This is a genomic window from Paenibacillus sp. FSL H3-0310 (genome assembly GCF_038002785.1).
Lineage (GTDB): Bacteria > Bacillota > Bacilli > Paenibacillales > Paenibacillaceae > Paenibacillus_AQ > Paenibacillus_AQ odorifer.
The window spans coordinates 2,010,388-2,026,045 of sequence record NZ_JBBODC010000001.1; the positions used below are offsets into that span (position 1 = coordinate 2,010,388).

At 43.5% G+C, this 15,658-nt stretch carries 16 protein-coding genes; all 16 read left to right on the top strand.

The window, feature by feature from the left end:
• Positions 1 to 35 precede the first annotated feature (35 nt).
• The 16 genes from flgG (at position 36) to MHH63_RS09130 (ending at position 15,635) form a co-directional block, all read left to right on the top strand.
• Complete coding sequence (gene flgG, locus MHH63_RS09055) at positions 36 to 854, top strand: flagellar basal body rod protein FlgG (RefSeq protein WP_076127808.1); 819 nt, start codon at positions 36 to 38, stop codon at positions 852 to 854.
• 89 nt (positions 855 to 943) lie between these two features.
• Positions 944 to 1,168, top strand: a complete 225-nt coding sequence (locus tag MHH63_RS09060; RefSeq protein WP_036688535.1) for a flagellar FlbD family protein — start codon at positions 944 to 946, stop codon at positions 1,166 to 1,168.
• Complete coding sequence (locus tag MHH63_RS09065) at positions 1,165 to 1,632, top strand: flagellar basal body-associated FliL family protein (protein WP_076100380.1); 468 nt, start codon at positions 1,165 to 1,167, stop codon at positions 1,630 to 1,632. The genes MHH63_RS09060 and MHH63_RS09065 overlap by 4 nt, the downstream gene beginning before the upstream one ends.
• Before the next feature lie 39 nt (positions 1,633 to 1,671).
• The gene (gene fliM / locus MHH63_RS09070; protein ID WP_036688529.1) at positions 1,672 to 2,670 is read left to right on the top strand and encodes a flagellar motor switch protein FliM; all 999 of its coding nucleotides are present in this window, start codon (positions 1,672 to 1,674) and stop codon (positions 2,668 to 2,670) included.
• On the top strand, positions 2,660 to 3,964 hold the full coding sequence (gene fliY / locus MHH63_RS09075; protein ID WP_341171426.1) for a flagellar motor switch phosphatase FliY: 1,305 nt from the start codon (positions 2,660 to 2,662) through the stop codon (positions 3,962 to 3,964). The genes fliM and fliY overlap by 11 nt, the downstream gene beginning before the upstream one ends.
• A gap of 26 nt (positions 3,965 to 3,990) precedes the next feature.
• Positions 3,991 to 4,356 carry a response regulator gene (locus MHH63_RS09080; RefSeq protein ID WP_076127811.1) on the top strand — a complete coding sequence of 122 codons (366 nt, stop codon included), beginning with the start codon at positions 3,991 to 3,993 and terminating at the stop codon, positions 4,354 to 4,356.
• A gap of 9 nt (positions 4,357 to 4,365) precedes the next feature.
• A complete protein-coding gene (locus MHH63_RS09085) occupies positions 4,366 to 4,890 on the top strand; it encodes a flagellar biosynthetic protein FliO (RefSeq protein WP_036688521.1) in 525 nt (174 codons plus the stop codon).
• On the top strand, positions 4,887 to 5,648 hold the full coding sequence (gene fliP, locus MHH63_RS09090) for a flagellar type III secretion system pore protein FliP (protein WP_036688518.1): 762 nt from the start codon (positions 4,887 to 4,889) through the stop codon (positions 5,646 to 5,648). The genes MHH63_RS09085 and fliP overlap by 4 nt, the downstream gene beginning before the upstream one ends.
• A gap of 21 nt (positions 5,649 to 5,669) precedes the next feature.
• Positions 5,670 to 5,939, top strand: a complete 270-nt coding sequence (fliQ, locus tag MHH63_RS09095) for a flagellar biosynthesis protein FliQ (protein WP_036688516.1) — start codon at positions 5,670 to 5,672, stop codon at positions 5,937 to 5,939.
• Between the two features lie 9 nt (positions 5,940 to 5,948).
• A complete protein-coding gene (gene fliR, locus MHH63_RS09100; protein ID WP_036688514.1) occupies positions 5,949 to 6,734 on the top strand; it encodes a flagellar biosynthetic protein FliR in 786 nt (261 codons plus the stop codon).
• A gap of 22 nt (positions 6,735 to 6,756) precedes the next feature.
• Positions 6,757 to 7,851 (top strand): flagellar biosynthesis protein FlhB, encoded by a 1,095-nt coding sequence (flhB, locus tag MHH63_RS09105; protein ID WP_341171427.1) that lies wholly within the window; start codon positions 6,757 to 6,759, stop codon positions 7,849 to 7,851.
• 18 nt (positions 7,852 to 7,869) lie between these two features.
• A complete protein-coding gene (flhA, locus tag MHH63_RS09110; RefSeq protein WP_036688509.1) occupies positions 7,870 to 9,903 on the top strand; it encodes a flagellar biosynthesis protein FlhA in 2,034 nt (677 codons plus the stop codon).
• Positions 9,900 to 11,285, top strand: a complete 1,386-nt coding sequence (flhF, locus tag MHH63_RS09115) for a flagellar biosynthesis protein FlhF (RefSeq protein WP_076304474.1) — start codon at positions 9,900 to 9,902, stop codon at positions 11,283 to 11,285. The genes flhA and flhF overlap by 4 nt, the downstream gene beginning before the upstream one ends.
• Positions 11,282 to 12,163 carry a MinD/ParA family protein gene (locus tag MHH63_RS09120; protein WP_076127818.1) on the top strand — a complete coding sequence of 294 codons (882 nt, stop codon included), beginning with the start codon at positions 11,282 to 11,284 and terminating at the stop codon, positions 12,161 to 12,163. Before flhF ends, MHH63_RS09120 begins: the two co-directional genes overlap by 4 nt.
• A 33-nt stretch (positions 12,164 to 12,196) precedes the next feature.
• Complete coding sequence (locus tag MHH63_RS09125; RefSeq protein WP_076127819.1) at positions 12,197 to 13,528, top strand: protein-glutamate methylesterase/protein-glutamine glutaminase; 1,332 nt, start codon at positions 12,197 to 12,199, stop codon at positions 13,526 to 13,528.
• Between the two features lie 34 nt (positions 13,529 to 13,562).
• On the top strand, positions 13,563 to 15,635 hold the full coding sequence (locus MHH63_RS09130; RefSeq protein WP_076182652.1) for a chemotaxis protein CheA: 2,073 nt from the start codon (positions 13,563 to 13,565) through the stop codon (positions 15,633 to 15,635).
• The last annotated feature ends 23 nt before the right edge of the window (positions 15,636 to 15,658 follow it).

Below are 15,658 nucleotides of genomic sequence, written 5' to 3' on the forward strand. Positions count from 1 at the left end.
TTATTAGGACTCTATAATCTGGGAGGACATTAAACATGTTAAGATCAATGTATTCAGGGGTTTCAGGAATGAGAGGCTTTCAAACTAAGCTTGATGTAATCGGTAATAATATTGCTAACGTAAACACTATCGGATTTAAATCCGGACGTGTTATGTTCAAGGATATTATGAGCCAAACCGTTTCTGGTGTTACTGCACCGGGTGAGGATGGTCAAGGTGGGGTAAATGCGAAACAAGTTGGACTAGGTGTTAGTATTGCTTCTATAGATACCCTACATTTGGCTGGCAGTGCTCAAACCACCAACAACCCAACAGATTTACGTATCGATGGAGATGGTTTTTTCCTGGTTAAGCTTACTGAGGATCAAGAAACTGCGTTTTTGACCCGCGCCGGAGATTTCCACATTGACGCTGCACGTAATCTGGTTACTGCTGACGGACTTCATGTTTTAGATTCCGACGGCGGGCTCATTCAATTAGGTGACGATGTAACGGCGTTTTCTATCTCTAATGATGGAACAATTGTACAGACCATGGCGGATGGAACGACTGAAGCTGGGGTAAAGATTGGTGTAGCCAAGGTTACTAACCCATCTGGTCTGGAGAAAATCGGAGGCAATCTGTATCGTATGACACTTAATGCGAATGCAGAAGGCGAACTAGTTCCGACTACAGCGAACAATACAGAAGATGGCACCGGGGCAATCATCTCTGGACAGCTGGAAATGTCCAATGTGGATCTTACCAATGAATTTACAGAAATGATCGTATCACAGCGTGGATTCCAGGCGAATTCCCGTATCATCACAACTTCTGATGAAGTGCTGCAGGAAGTAGTAAACCTGAAGCGTTAATTTAATCAATAAATTCTATATTTTCTTAAATGGTTCATGCGGAGTCGTGGGGGAGTTACTCCTCCCCCTATTTTGTTAGGAGGCCTGTTATGATATCGGTAACAAGATTAAATGGAACACCGATGTGGATCAATGCCCTACTGGTCGAAATGGTAGAAGAAAGCCCGGATACATATATTACGCTCGTAACCGGAAAAAGACTGATCGTTCTCGAAAAAGCCGATGAGGTTATTACGAAGATCCGGGATTATAACAGGGACATAGGCACATATGCTGCCACCATTAAAATCCAGTCAATGGAGGAGCTAACATGAAAAAGATGATGCCGTGGCTCATCACGATATTACTAGCGATTACTCTGATCGTGGTCGCCGCATTTTTACTAATGGACAGGATCTTTCCGAAAGATACGAACGAGGTAAGTGCTGCTGTTCAAAATGTGGAAACAAAACATTTAACTGCAGATGAAATCGTCGAATTGACGGCAGAGATCATTGATATCAAAACAAATCTTGCTGATCCCGATTTTATCCTTCAAGTAGATTTCGCCTTCCAACTGAGTTCTGCGAAATCAAAGGAAGAATTCGAAAAAATAAAAGAGATCAAAATCAAACCAATAATTATCAAGACGCTTGCAGATACCAAACCTGAGGACCTTAATGGAGCGAATGGAAAAGATCAGCTTAGCAGTAAGCTTATTAATCTGATCAATAAGACATTGACTGAGGGCCAAATTACTCAGATCGAAATCACCAAATTCCTTTTGGCTTCTGTGTAGCTTTATTCCTGATAATTCTTTGATGGGGGGGTGATTGAATTGGTTGATGTACTATCACAAAACGAAATTGATGCTCTACTTGCTGCACTTTCTTCAGGTGAGATGGACGCCGATGAACTTAAAAAGGAAGAAACTCAGAAGAAAATCCGCTCTTATGACTTTAAACGGGCTGTCCGCTTTTCCAAAGATCATATCCGCAGTCTTACACGGATACATGACAATTTCGCCCGTTATCTTACAACGTATTTTTCAGCCCAATTGCGCACCTTCGTTCAGATTAATGTCGTTCAAGTAGAGCAGCTCCCTTATGATGAATTTATTCGCTCCATACCGAAAATGACGATATTGAACATTTTTGAAGCAGAACCTTTAGAGGGCCGCATGGTAATGGAAGTTCATCCTAACATTGCTTTTGCTATGCTGGACAGATTGCTTGGAGGCTTTGGAACTGCACCTTCTAAGATTAATGCTCTTACTGAGATCGAAACAACAATTATGGAGCGCATCTTTAGTAGATGTTTTGAGAGTCTGCAGGAGGCTTGGAAAACGGTGCTGGATATTCATCCGCGGATGGAAGCTCTTGAGACGAATCCGCAGTTCATGCAGATTGTATCGCCCAATGAGACCATTGCATTAATCTCTCTAAGTACCAAAATTGGAGACACAACAGGCATGATCAATCTTTGTATACCGCATGTCGTTCTAGAGCCTATCATGTCCAGACTTTCTGTTCACCAATGGTTTGTGACAGAGAAGAAGACGCGGGATGAAGATGAGCTTCTGGCCATTAGAGCTAGAGTTCATAAAGCGAAGCTGCCGATTGTTGCTGAACTTGGAGAATCGAGCTTATCCATATCTGAATTCCTAGGGCTTAGCGTCGGTGACGTGATTTCTCTCAACAGAAACGTAGATTCTGGACTGTCGATTAAGGTAGGGGAGAAGCTTAAGTTCATCGGAAGTCCCGGAATGGTTAAAGATCGGGTAGCCGTGCAAATAGACGAAATTGTCAATGAAGGAGTTGAAGAATTTGACGAGTAAAGATTATTTATCCCAAGAAGAAATCGACGCCCTTCTGAGACAATCTGCGGAGGGCTCATTAGCTCCTACGGAGAAAACGGTAGATGACTATCTAACACCGTTTGAACAGGATGCTTTGGGCGAAATTGGTAATATAACGTTTGGCAGTGCAGCAACAGCACTTTCCACTTTACTAGGGAAAAAAGTAGATATTACAACCCCTCAAGTTTCGATCATTACACGCGGGGAGTTTGAAATTGCTTTTCCTAAACCGCATGTAGCTGTTCACGTTCAATATGTGGATGGGTTTCAAGGGATTAACTCACTTGTTATTAAGATTAGGGATGCGCAGGTTATTGCCGATCTGATGCTTGGCGGTGCTGGCGAACCTAAGGATGAAGAGTTGAATGAAATTCATATTAGCGCTGTGCAAGAAGCTATGAATCAAATGATGGGTTCTTCTGCTACATCAATGTCTACGATTTTTAATCGTTTTGTTAATATCTCGCCTCCGGGTATCGACATTTTGAATATGTCCAGCGGAGAAGGAGTAGGCAGTCTGCCAGACGATGAGACCCTAATTCGTATTTCGTTCCGGCTTAAAATTGGTAATTTGATAGATTCTACTATTATGCAGCTCTTGCCTGTTCAGTTCGCAAAAGATATGGTATCCATGCTTCTTGGTGATGTTAGTCCTGCAGAGGAGGAGGCAGCGGTCACAATGGCTGAAACACCTGCCGTGACTAATTCTGCTGAGACACCACCTCCAGCACCTCCGGTGCAACAGGCGCCCTCACAGCCCGCAGGAGGAACGCAACCACCATATCCACCGCAGGGTATGCCACCGTATCCAGGGATGCCAGAAGGCGGGTATTATTATCCTCCAGCGGGTATGCCAGCATACGGAATGCCTGGGATGCCACCATACGGTATGCCACCGCAAGGGATGCCATATGGACAGACACCACCGCTTAATTCTGAGGTAAATCGCAATGTAAATGTACAGCCTGTGCAATTTGCAAATCTGAATGGTGGGGCCTTTGGTCATATTGATGAAAATAATTTAAATTTATTGATGGACATACCGCTTAGAGTAACCGTAGAATTAGGAAGGACCCAGAAGCAGATCAAAGATATTTTAGAAATGTCACAAGGCTCAATTATTGAGCTGGACAAGCTCGCAGGTGAGCCTGTAGATATTTTGGTTAACAACAAGCTTATTGCCAAAGGTGAAGTCGTTGTTATCGACGAAAACTTTGGCGTACGCGTTACGGATATCGTCAGCCAGTGGGACCGAATTCAGAAATTACAATAAGCATACTTAGGGAGGATTTTGTAAAAATGGCTAACCGAATTCTAATCGTGGACGATGCAGCATTTATGAGAATGATGATCCGTGACATTTTGTCGAAAAACGGATTTGAAGTAGTGGGCGAAGCTCAGGACGGTTCTCAAGCGATAGAAAAATTCAAGGAACTGCGTCCGGACCTCATCACGATGGATATTACTATGCCTGAGATGGACGGAATCGCCGCCCTGAAAGAAATCAAAAAAGTAGATCCGGCTGCAAAGGTTATTATGTGTTCAGCCATGGGCCAGCAGGCTATGGTTATCGATGCAATCCAAGCAGGAGCTAAAGACTTTATCGTGAAGCCTTTCCAAGCTGACCGGGTTATCGAAGCTATTAACAAAACGTTGGGCGCGTAGGATAAAGTCATGTTATATTCCGAAACGCTCGGAAGCAGTAACACCCTGCTGAATTTGTTTAAAGTTATTATTGTCCTGGCGATAATCATTGTACTTATAGTGGTACTAATTCGTTTTCTTGGACGACGTAATCAGACCTTTATGAGCAACCGTTCCATAAGAACGCTTGGTGCAATTGGGCTTGGACCTAATAAGTCGATGCAGGTTATCGAACTGGGAAGCAGTCTTTACTTAATCGGGATTGGTGAGAATATATCCATTTTGGATAAAGTCACCGATCCGGATGAGGTAGCATTGATCATTGCGGCATTTGAGGATCAGTCCTCTAACCAGAATAATTTCCTCGCACCGCTTATTGCCAAGGTTAAGGTAAAGCTGCGTGGGGAGGTTCCATCTCAGGAAATTGAACTTAGTGAAACATCATCTTTTTACGAGACTCTGCAATCCAAGCTTCGTTCTGCACCAGAGCGTAAAGAGAAAATGGAAGAGCTGCTTCGGGATGATGTTACTAAGGATGAGTCGAGGAATATATGAAAAAGAAGCTAATTCTTGCTATTCTGCTGTTCGGTATTATCAGTGTGGTTATGATGACGCCGATACATGCTGATCCTATACCTAATGTTAATATTCAGGTCGGTAATGAAGGTTCAAGCAGTGGTACCAGTTCCATATCAATTCTTCTTCTTGTTACGGTTCTGAGTATTGCTCCGGCGTTTCTGGTTCTTATGACTAGCTTTACTAGAATTGTAATCGTATTAGGTTTTGTGAGAACCTCGCTGGGTACTCAGGCAATGCCTCCGAACCAGGTGCTGGTAGGACTTGCTCTGTTTTTGACCCTGTTCATTATGTCACCAACGCTGGCCACAGTGAATGAAAATGCGTTGCAGCCGTATATGAAGGGGACAATCACTCAAACTGAGGCTTTTGATAAAGCTGCTGATCCGATGAAAGAATTTATGTTTAAACAGACGAACACCAAAGATCTTTTGTTATTTATGAAATACACCGGTTATACCGGATCTACTAAACCGGCTACATACAGTGATATTCCACTGACGGTGATGGTGCCAGCTTTTGCAATTGGCGAATTGAAAAAGGCTTTTACAATGGGCTTCTTAATTTTCATACCATTCCTGATTATTGATATTGTTGTGGCGAGCACACTGATGGCCATGGGGATGATGATGCTTCCCCCGGTTATGATTTCATTACCTTTTAAAATAATGCTCTTTGTACTGGTAGACGGCTGGTACTTAGTCATTAAATCATTACTTCTTAGTTTTAACACCTGACCTAAAGAGGAGGCATGAGGGATGAGTACGGAGTTTATAATCGGGCTAGCAAGCCAAGCCGTATATTTAGTGCTGGAAGTCAGCGCACCCATGCTGATTCTTGGTCTGGTGGTAGGGCTAATAATCAGTATTTTTCAGGCTACGACACAGATTCAGGAACAGACGCTAGCGTTTGTTCCCAAAATCGTCGCAGTGCTACTGGCTTTATTGCTATTTGGTCCGTGGATCATCACGAAGCTGATTGACTTTACAAGCCAAATTTTGGGTAATCTCTATATGTATATTGGTTAATCAATGAACATGGAGACCATACTGCAAAGTTTACCCGTCTTTTTGCTTATTTTTTGTCGAATAACCGCTTTTTTTGTTGTCGTTCCTGTATTTTCTTCACAAGGGGTCCCGACAACCTTTAAGATTGGCATTTCTTTTTTTGTAGCATTGGTTGTCTTTAGTGCTAACGGAACAGGGCTTACGATCCCGCAGGATTTCAGTTATATTTTGCTGATTGCCAGAGAGGTATTAATAGGATTATTGCTAGGTTTCGTTGGATATTTGATGTTTATGGCGATTCAGACAGCAGGTTCATTTATTGATATTCAGATTGGCTTCGGTATTGCTAATGTTATCGATCCTATGACTGGAACGTCTGCACCAATTCTTGGTAATTTCAAATATATGATAGCCCTGCTAATGTTTCTAAGCATGAATGGTCATCACCATCTGCTAGATGCTATTGTGTACAGTTATAAATGGGTTCCTATGAATAATGATTTATTTCTAGGCATGATTGACGGTAGTTTATCAGAGTTTCTGGTTCGAACATTTGCTCAGTCCTTTGTACTCGCTTTTCAAATGTCGGCTCCTTTAGTAACTGCGCTGTTTCTGACTGATGTTGGCCTTGCTTTCTTGGCGAGAACGGCTCCGCAATATAATGTATTTGTTATTGGGGTTCCGCTCAAAATCATTATAGGTCTTGCACTGCTTTTAGTGCTCATGCCTGGTCTGGCTGTGCTGTTTCAGAATCTCTTCGATATCATGTTCGAATCCATGGAGAATTTATTGAATCTCATGGGGAAGAGTCCGTAGGTGACCGTAAGGGGAGCGTATTATGCCTAAGACGAAGCGGTATAGACTGGATCTTCAACAATTCGCCGGTGAAAAGACGGAAAAAGCAACCCCGAAGAAACGGCAAGATGCTCGTAAAAAGGGTCAAGTAGCCAAAAGTGCTGAGCTATCCGGTGCAGTTGTATTGTTATCAGCAGTAGTTAGCTTGATGATGTTTGGTGGTTTTATGAAAGAGCGCTTCATGAAGCTATATATGGATGTATTTCAGAATCAAATGACACTGGAGGTTACTCCTGAGAATATAACGCTGCTATTTAATCAATATGGACTACAAATACTGATTTTGCTAGCTCCATTACTTGGAATAGTTTTTGTTATGGCGCTGGTAAGCAATCTGGCGCAGGTGGGCTTTATGACCACTGGAGAGGGGGTCACCCCTAAATTCAGCAAGCTTAATCCGATAAAAGGGTTCAAAAATATTTTCTCCATGCGTTCGTTTGTCGAGTTCCTGAAATCCATATTTAAGCTTCTAATTATCGCTTATCTGGTATATAGCACTTTATGGGGAGAAAAGAAGAACTTTGCATCCCTGTCGCATATCAGTGCGGAGGGGATTTTTAAATTTGCGGCCAAGCTGACGATGAGTCTTGGTTTGAAAATCGGGGCTGCCCTATTGGTTATGGCTTTTCTGGACTACATGTATCAGAAATACGAGCATGAAAAAAGCCTAAAAATGTCCAAGCAGGATATCAAGGATGAATACAAAAAAATGGAGGGTGACCCTCTAATCAAAGGTAAGATCAGGGAACGCCAACGTAGAATGGCCATGCAGCGTATGATGCAGGAAGTTCCAAATGCGGATGTAATCATTACGAATCCTACGCACTTTGCTGTTGCGCTTAAATATGACGGTACCAAGATGGAAGCGCCGCAGATTATAGCAAAAGGGCAGGATTATGTAGCACTTCGCATCCGGGAGCTGGCTAAAGAGCACGGCGTCGTGACTATGGAAAACAAACCGCTGGCACGGGCATTATTCCAAAGGGCAGAGATTGGAGATGTCGTTCCAAATGATCTGTTCCAGGCTGTGGCTGAAGTGCTGGCATATGTATATAAGCTTAAAGGTAAGAGGAGATAAGGCGGGGGGGTTAGGACATTGAAAGCTAAAGATTTAACAGTTTTGCTAGGCATCATCGGGATCGTGCTTATGATGATTCTGCCTATCCCGTCCTGGCTATTGGACGTTTTGCTTGTTATTAACATCTCAATCGCATTAATTATCATTCTGGTTGCTATGAATACGAAAAATGCACTCGAATTTTCAATTTTCCCTTCATTGCTCCTAGTAACCACACTGTTTCGTCTGTCACTTAACATCTCGACTACAAAACTGATCCTGACTTATGGAGATGCCGGTTCAGTGGTATCTACTTTCGGTAGCTGGATCGCTGGCGGACAAATTGCTGTTGGATTTATCGTGTTTCTGATCTTGGTAGTAGTTCAGTTTATTGTTATCACCAAAGGTTCAGAGCGCGTAGCTGAGGTAGGCGCTAGATTTACCTTGGATGCGATGCCCGGTAAGCAAATGAGTATTGATGCCGATCTTAACGCAGGCATGATTAACGAAACCCAGGCACGTGAGCGTCGTCGTAACGTAGAACGCGAAGCGGATTTTTTCGGAGCCATGGACGGTGCGAGTAAATTCGTTAAAGGAGACGCGATTGCGAGTATTATCATCTTGCTGATCAATCTCATCGGTGGATTTATCATCGGTATGATGGTTCACGGGATGGACTTTGCTACTGCGTTATCCACTTATTCTGTATTGACCATCGGGGACGGTCTCGTCAGTCAAATTCCAGCTTTGCTGATTTCGACAGCAGCCGGCTTGATTGTTACTAGAGCTTCTTCGGAAGGTAATCTTGCAGAAGAGCTGACAGGACAGTTGTTGTCCTATCCGAAATTGTTGTATATTGTCGCAGTTACGGTAGCTTTTCTTGGACTCTTTACACCCATACATATGATTACAACGCTCCCATTGGCCGGTTTGCTGGCTTTTGCAGCCTACCGTATGGGACAAAATTTAAATAAGAAACAGATTGCCGAAGAGCAACTTGTTGAAGAGAAGCAGATTGAAGAGGTACGAAGTCCGGAAAGTGTCATTAATTTGCTGTCAGTTGATCCCATTGAATTCGAGTTTGGTTATGGTCTTATTCCTTTGGCGGATACAGGTCAGGGAGGCGATCTGTTAGATCGTATCATCATGATTCGACGGCAATGTGCCCTAGAAATGGGTCTTGTAGTACCTGTTATTCGCATTCGCGACAATATTCAACTAAAACCGAATGAATATGTCATAAAAATTAAAGGAAATACAGTCGGTGGTGGTGAATTATTACTTAATCATTACCTTGCAATGAGTCCAGGATATGATGATGAATCTATAAACGGTATTGAGACCATCGAACCATCCTTTGGGCTTCCAGCATTATGGATTGATGAATCGGTTAAAGAGCGGGCTGAATTGTCCGGCTATACTGTAGTCGACCCTCCATCTGTTGTCGCAACACATCTGACGGAGTTAATCAAACGTCATGGACATGAGCTGATAGGAAGACAGGAAACTAAGATGCTGGTGGACAACCTTAGGGATAATTATCCAGTGCTCGTCGACGATCTTATTCCTTCCGTATTGGCGATTGGGGATGTGCAGAAGGTTCTTGCTAAGCTGCTTCGTGAAAAGATATCGATCAGAGATTTGGTTACGATTTTTGAGACATTGGCGGATTATGGGACATACACCAAGGATCCGGATATTCTCACTGAATATGTTCGTCAGTCCTTGTCCAGACAGATTACTCAGCAATTCTCACAAGTAGGAGAGACACTGAAAGTCATCACGGTTGGACCTAATCTTGAAAAGAAAATTTCCGAGAGTGTGCAGCAATCTGAACAGGGAAGTTATTTGGCCCTTGATCCAACTTCGACACAAACGATCTATCAGCGGTTAAGTGAACAGATCAATCGATTGCTGCAGACAGGGCAACAGCCAATAGTGCTCACATCACCAACCATTCGTATGTATTTGCGGCAGGTGATTGAACGAACGATGCAGGACATTCCTGTACTGTCTTATAGCGAGCTAGAGCCTAACATTGAAATACAAAGCGTCGGAGTGGTGAATTTATGAGAGTGAAGCGTTACGTGGTCGATTCGATGCCTGACGCCATGCTTTCCATTCGCAACGAGCTTGGGAGCGAGGCCGTCATTTTAAGTACAAAGGAAATCAAAATCGGCGGATTTTTAGGGTTATTTAAGAAGAAAAAAATAGAAGTTGTAGCAGCAGTAGAAAAGGCAGAGAAGAATAATGTTCCAAAAAAGCCGGCTGCGCCAGCGATGAACATTCCACGGAGTGCAGTACCACAGGCTTATCAAAAAGCGTCATCTGCTTCCACTACATCTTCTATACCTTCCGTACCTTCTGTTTCATTAGAAAAGCCAGAAGAGTCACGGACGTTTGCTGAGATTGCCGCAGCCTTATCGGAAGCTATCAATGTACAAGAATCGATAGCCAAGCATCCGGAGCCAGTACCTGAGCAAAAACTTCCTGAATTAAATCTGGAAGATGCACCTTCTGTATCAGCGTTGTATGAATCATTAGGATTAGAACAATCGCCAGAGGTTGCCACTGCTCTCGAAAATGATGTTCTTCGTGAGATTAGAGATATGAAGCTCTGGATGGAGCGAATTGCCAGACAATCCTCAGGTGGAAGAGAACTTCCAGACAGTCTGCAGGAGCTACGGGATCTTTTATTAGAGCAAGAAATGGATGCTGTGCTTGTTGAGGAATGGATCAGTAACATCTCGGAACGTTGGGTAGATGAAGGGCGTACTTGGGGACCAGAGAAATTTATGGGATCTCTTAAAGAACAGATTGATGGTTTCCTGACGGGACGAATTGCTGATGGAATTGCCCGGGATACTCAAATTGTATATATTGCCGGACCCACTGGAGTTGGAAAGACCACAACCATAGCTAAGCTTGCGGCAGAACAGCTATTTAAGCACGGACGCAAGGTAGGTTTTATCACCTCCGATACGTATAGAATCTCAGCTGTTGAACAGTTGCGAACCTATGCTGCTATCCTCAATGTTCCACTGGAGGTTGTCCAATCGCCAGGAGATTTGCAAAGAGCACTCTTTCGCTTGGAGAGTTGTGATCTAGTATTAATGGATACAGCTGGCCGAAATTATCGCAATGATATGCTAGTAGCAGAACTGCAAAGCTTGCTTGCGAAGGAATTGAGAAGTGAAACCTATCTTGTGCTTAGCCTGACCTCCAAAAGCCGTGATATGAAACTTATTGCAGAGCATTTCGGCAGATATAGACTGGATAAGGTTATTTTCACAAAGCTGGATGAGACGGGGAGTTACGGCCCGCTCTTTAATGTCCTGAATGACTTCCCACTTACCTTGTCTTATATGACTGATGGTCAAAATGTACCTGATGATCTGCTTATGGCTACCAAAGGACAGCTTAGTGAGTTGCTTCTTGGAACAGGTGAAACATGATGGATCAGGCACAATCCTTAAGACAGCTTGTATCCAGTCAGGATTCTAAAGTAGCTGTAAGAGGGGGATCATCCGCCAGGATCATTACGGTGTGTAGTGGTAAAGGGGGCGTTGGTAAGTCGAATTTCACACTTAACTTCGCTCTAACTTTAAAGGCTATGGGCAAACGGGTTTTGCTGTTCGATGCAGATATCGGCATGGCTAATATAGATGTGTTGATGGGCGTATCGGCGAGATATAATCTTTATCATTTGTTAAAAAGAGAAGCGGATATCGAGCAGATTATTCAATACGGTCCGAATTCGCTCCCTTTTATAGCTGGTGGCTCTGGAATGGATGAGCTATTTACTCTTTCAGAGTCTGATCTTGATTATTTCACAAATCAGATAGCACTTATCGCGGACAGCATGGATTATATTTTATTCGATACAGGTGCTGGATTATCTAAGGAAACGATGAAGTTTATAACTTCTGCCGACGATTGCTTAGTCGTTACTACACCAGAACCAACAGCTATCACAGATGCATACGCATTAATGAAGGTTGTGAATCGTACCTATCCTGAGACTTCCTTTAAATTGATTGTGAACCAGGCAGGTGATGAAAGGGAAGCCATAGCGACAAGCGACAAGATCCGAATGGCCGCCAGTCGTTTTTTGCAATTAGATATTTCTTATCTTGGTCATATAAGCTCAGATGCCCATGTAGTGCAGGCTGTCAAAAGGCAAACGCCATTCACATTGGCTTTTCCAAACTGTATTGCTGCAAAGGATATACATCGGCTTGCCCTAAGTTATTTGACCATTGATTCTAAAAAGACCACAAAAGTCCAAGGGATTAAAGGCTTTATCCATAAATGGTTAAAGCGAAGTAAATAGTTGTTCTGAATTTGGGACAGAGGTGGAAATGATATGAAGCCATATAAAGTATTGGTTGTTGATGATTCGGCATTTATGCGCAAGATCATTTCCGATTTAATTGAAAATGACGCTGACTTTCAGGTGACGGCAACAGCAAAAAACGGTCGTGAGGCTATCGAAAAAATCAATGAGCTTCGTCCAGATCTGGTTACTATGGATGTAGAAATGCCAGAAATGAACGGCCTGGAAGCGCTGAAAATAATAATGGCCTCAGACCCTCTGCCAGTGATTATGCTGTCAGGGATCAATGAAGAGGGCATGAAGGAAACCATTCTTGCACTGGAATGGGGCGCTTTTGACTTTATTCGTAAACCTTCGATTACCAACTCTCAGGATATCATGGGAGTGGGAGAATCCTTAAGGGAACAAATGAAAGAGGCTATGATGGCCCGGGAGCAGCGCGAAGCACGTGCTTCTGCATTTAAGTTGCCAGACATACCGCCAGTAGAAGTCGCACCGCCAACTGTACCGAGAGTGATGCCCGGCAAACCCAAGGTAGAACCTAAAGCTTCACTCAAAAATGAAGTGACCAAAAAACCGCGGGTGAAGCAGCCGTTAGATCATACTGTTCCTAAAAGAGCAGCAAAACCATTAATCTCTACTCCACCACCTTTATCAGAAAAGAGTAATGCAAGGTCAAGAGTAGAGAATAACGCTACCCCACCAAAACCGTTGCCTAAACCTAAAGTGGAAGTGTCTTCTGACGCTCCTGCAAATCCTCAGGTCCGGAAGTATGGGAGTAATGATCTGCAAAAGTTGGTTGCCGTGGGGTGCTCTACAGGTGGACCACGTGCTCTAAAGGTATTTCTGGAGAAGATTCCTGCGGATTTTCCAGCGCCTATTGTTATTGTGCAGCATATGCCGCCTAACTTTACCAAATCACTAGCCCAGCGACTGAATACCTTCAGCCCGCTAGAAGTGATTGAAGCTGAGCAGGGGATGATATTGCAAAAAGGAACTGCTTATATAGCACCTGGAGGCTATCATTTACAAGTTGTCCCATCCTCTAGAGGGCAATATGCGGTTGTACTCACAAAGGAGGAGGCACGTAATGGCCATCGACCTTCTGTGGATGTTTTATTTGAATCATTGCTGCCGCTCACATCGTTAGAACGTCATTTGTTACTAATGACAGGGATGGGTAGTGATGGGGCAAGAATGATGAAATCCTTATACGACTCTGGGGTAACCTCAACCTTTGCTGAAAGCGAAGAAACTTGTGTCGTATATGGAATGCCGCGATCTGCGGTGGAATTACAGTGCGTCCAGCACGTACTGCCTTTGCAAGAAATTGCTCCAAGGCTGGTGCAAGCTGTTAAATAACAGAAAAGCGAACTCAAAGGGGAGGTGCTCACTGATGGACATGAACCAATATTTATCCATGTTTATTGATGAGTCGAACGATCATCTGCAGTCATTGAACGAGAGCATGATGGGGCTGGAAGCGAATCCTGAGGACATTAGTATTGTACAGGTAATATTCCGCTCTGCGCATACCTTAAAAGGTATGGCAGCAACTATGGGCTTTGAAGATTTGGCTTCACTCACACACCAAATGGAAAATGTTCTTGATTTGGTACGCAACAACAAACTGCGCATGCAGGATTTCATTTTTGATACGTTGTTCAAAAGTTTGGATGCCTTGGAGTCTATGGTTGAGGATATTACGGGAGGAGGCGAGGGTAAAGCGGATGTTTCGTCTATCGTCTCCTCCTTACAGGCTATAGTCCGGGGAGAGATTCCTGTTGCGGGTGGTGAGGCAGCTTCTGTCTCAGGACCTGCTGCACAAGCGGTTGAAACCCCGATTCATTTAGATGAGTTTCAATTTTCTGTTCTAGAACAGTCGATTCAAGAAGGACATCAAGTATTATATGTGGACGTAACCATTCGCAAGGATTGTCAGCTTAAGGCAGTACGTGCATATATGGTGTTTGATCTTTTGGAGCGTTCAGGTGAAGTGGTTAAATCCTTCCCATCCGTTCAGGATATTGAACAAGAGAAATTTGATCAAAGCTTCTCTCTCTATTACATAACTCAAAAAAGTGCTGATCAAATTCAGGCTATGATACTAAATCTGTCTGAGATTGATAAGGTATCGGCAGTAGCATTGGATCAAGACTCTCTGCAACAGCTGGGTCAAGAAACAGCAGCAGCAGCCTCTGAAGTGGCTGCCACGACTACTGAGGCTCCAGCAGCTACACCTGCGGCTTCTGCCGCTAAACCCCTGCCAACCAAAGAAGAAGGGAACAAACCGGCAGCTCACAAAACAGGTGGGGCACCATCACGTACCATTCGTGTAGATATTGAACGTTTGGACGTGTTGATGAATTTATTCAGTGAACTTCTTATCGACCGTGTCCGATTGGAACAGCTGGCTTCTGAGGTTCAAAATGGTGATCTTACAGAAACGGTTGAGCATATGGGCCGGGTAAGCGGAGATCTCCAGAATATTGTAATGAAGCTGCGGATGGTTCCAGTAGATACAGTATTTAACCGATTCCCACGTATGATTCGTGATCTAGCCAAGTCACTAGACAAAAAAGTAGATCTTATCATCACAGGAGCAGAAACTGAGCTAGACCGAACGGTCATTGACGAAATCGGGGATCCGCTGGTGCATTTATTGCGTAATGCAGTTGACCATGGTATCGAATCCATTGCGGATCGTGTTGCTGCTGGTAAGCCTGAGACCGGAACGGTCTATTTGCGGGCTTTCCACAGTGGTAATCACGTCTTCATTGAGATCGAAGAAGATGGAACAGGGATTTATCCAGAGAAGGTTCTGAAATCTGCTGTGAAGAAGGGTGTTATAACACAAGAGCAGGCAGCCAGTATGTCGGACGATGAAGCTTTTCAGTTGTTATTTGCCCCAGGCTTCAGTACAGCAGAGGTCATTTCTGATGTTTCAGGCCGCGGGGTAGGGCTGGATGTAGTGAAATCTAAGATTTCTTCTTTAGGCGGCAATGTAACGATTTATTCTGCTCCAGGTAAAGGAACAAATTTCTCAGTGCAGCTGCCTTTAACTCTATCAATCATTGCTGCAATGCTTATCCGATTAGGTTCCGAGAAGTATGCCATTCCTTTGACCTCTATAGTGGAAACCGGAATCGTGAAGCAATCTCAGATCCGTACAATCCATGGCAATAAAATGGTAGAATTCCGTGATTCGCATATTCCTCTGGTTTCGCTAAGTCGTCTCTTTTCAGTACCAGATTATGATGAGAGTACCGAAGAAGAAACAGAAATCGTAGTGGTGCGCAAGGGAGAAAGATTAGTTGCCTTAGCAGTACAGGATTTTATTGGCCAGAACGAGGTTGTGATTAAGAATCTGGGTAAATATTTGCCTGATGTACAAGGAATATCTGGCGCAACCATTCTTGGTGATGGTCAAGTAGCACTTATTATTGATCCGAACGCTTTTATTAAATAACTAGGATAGAACAGGGAGGTTCA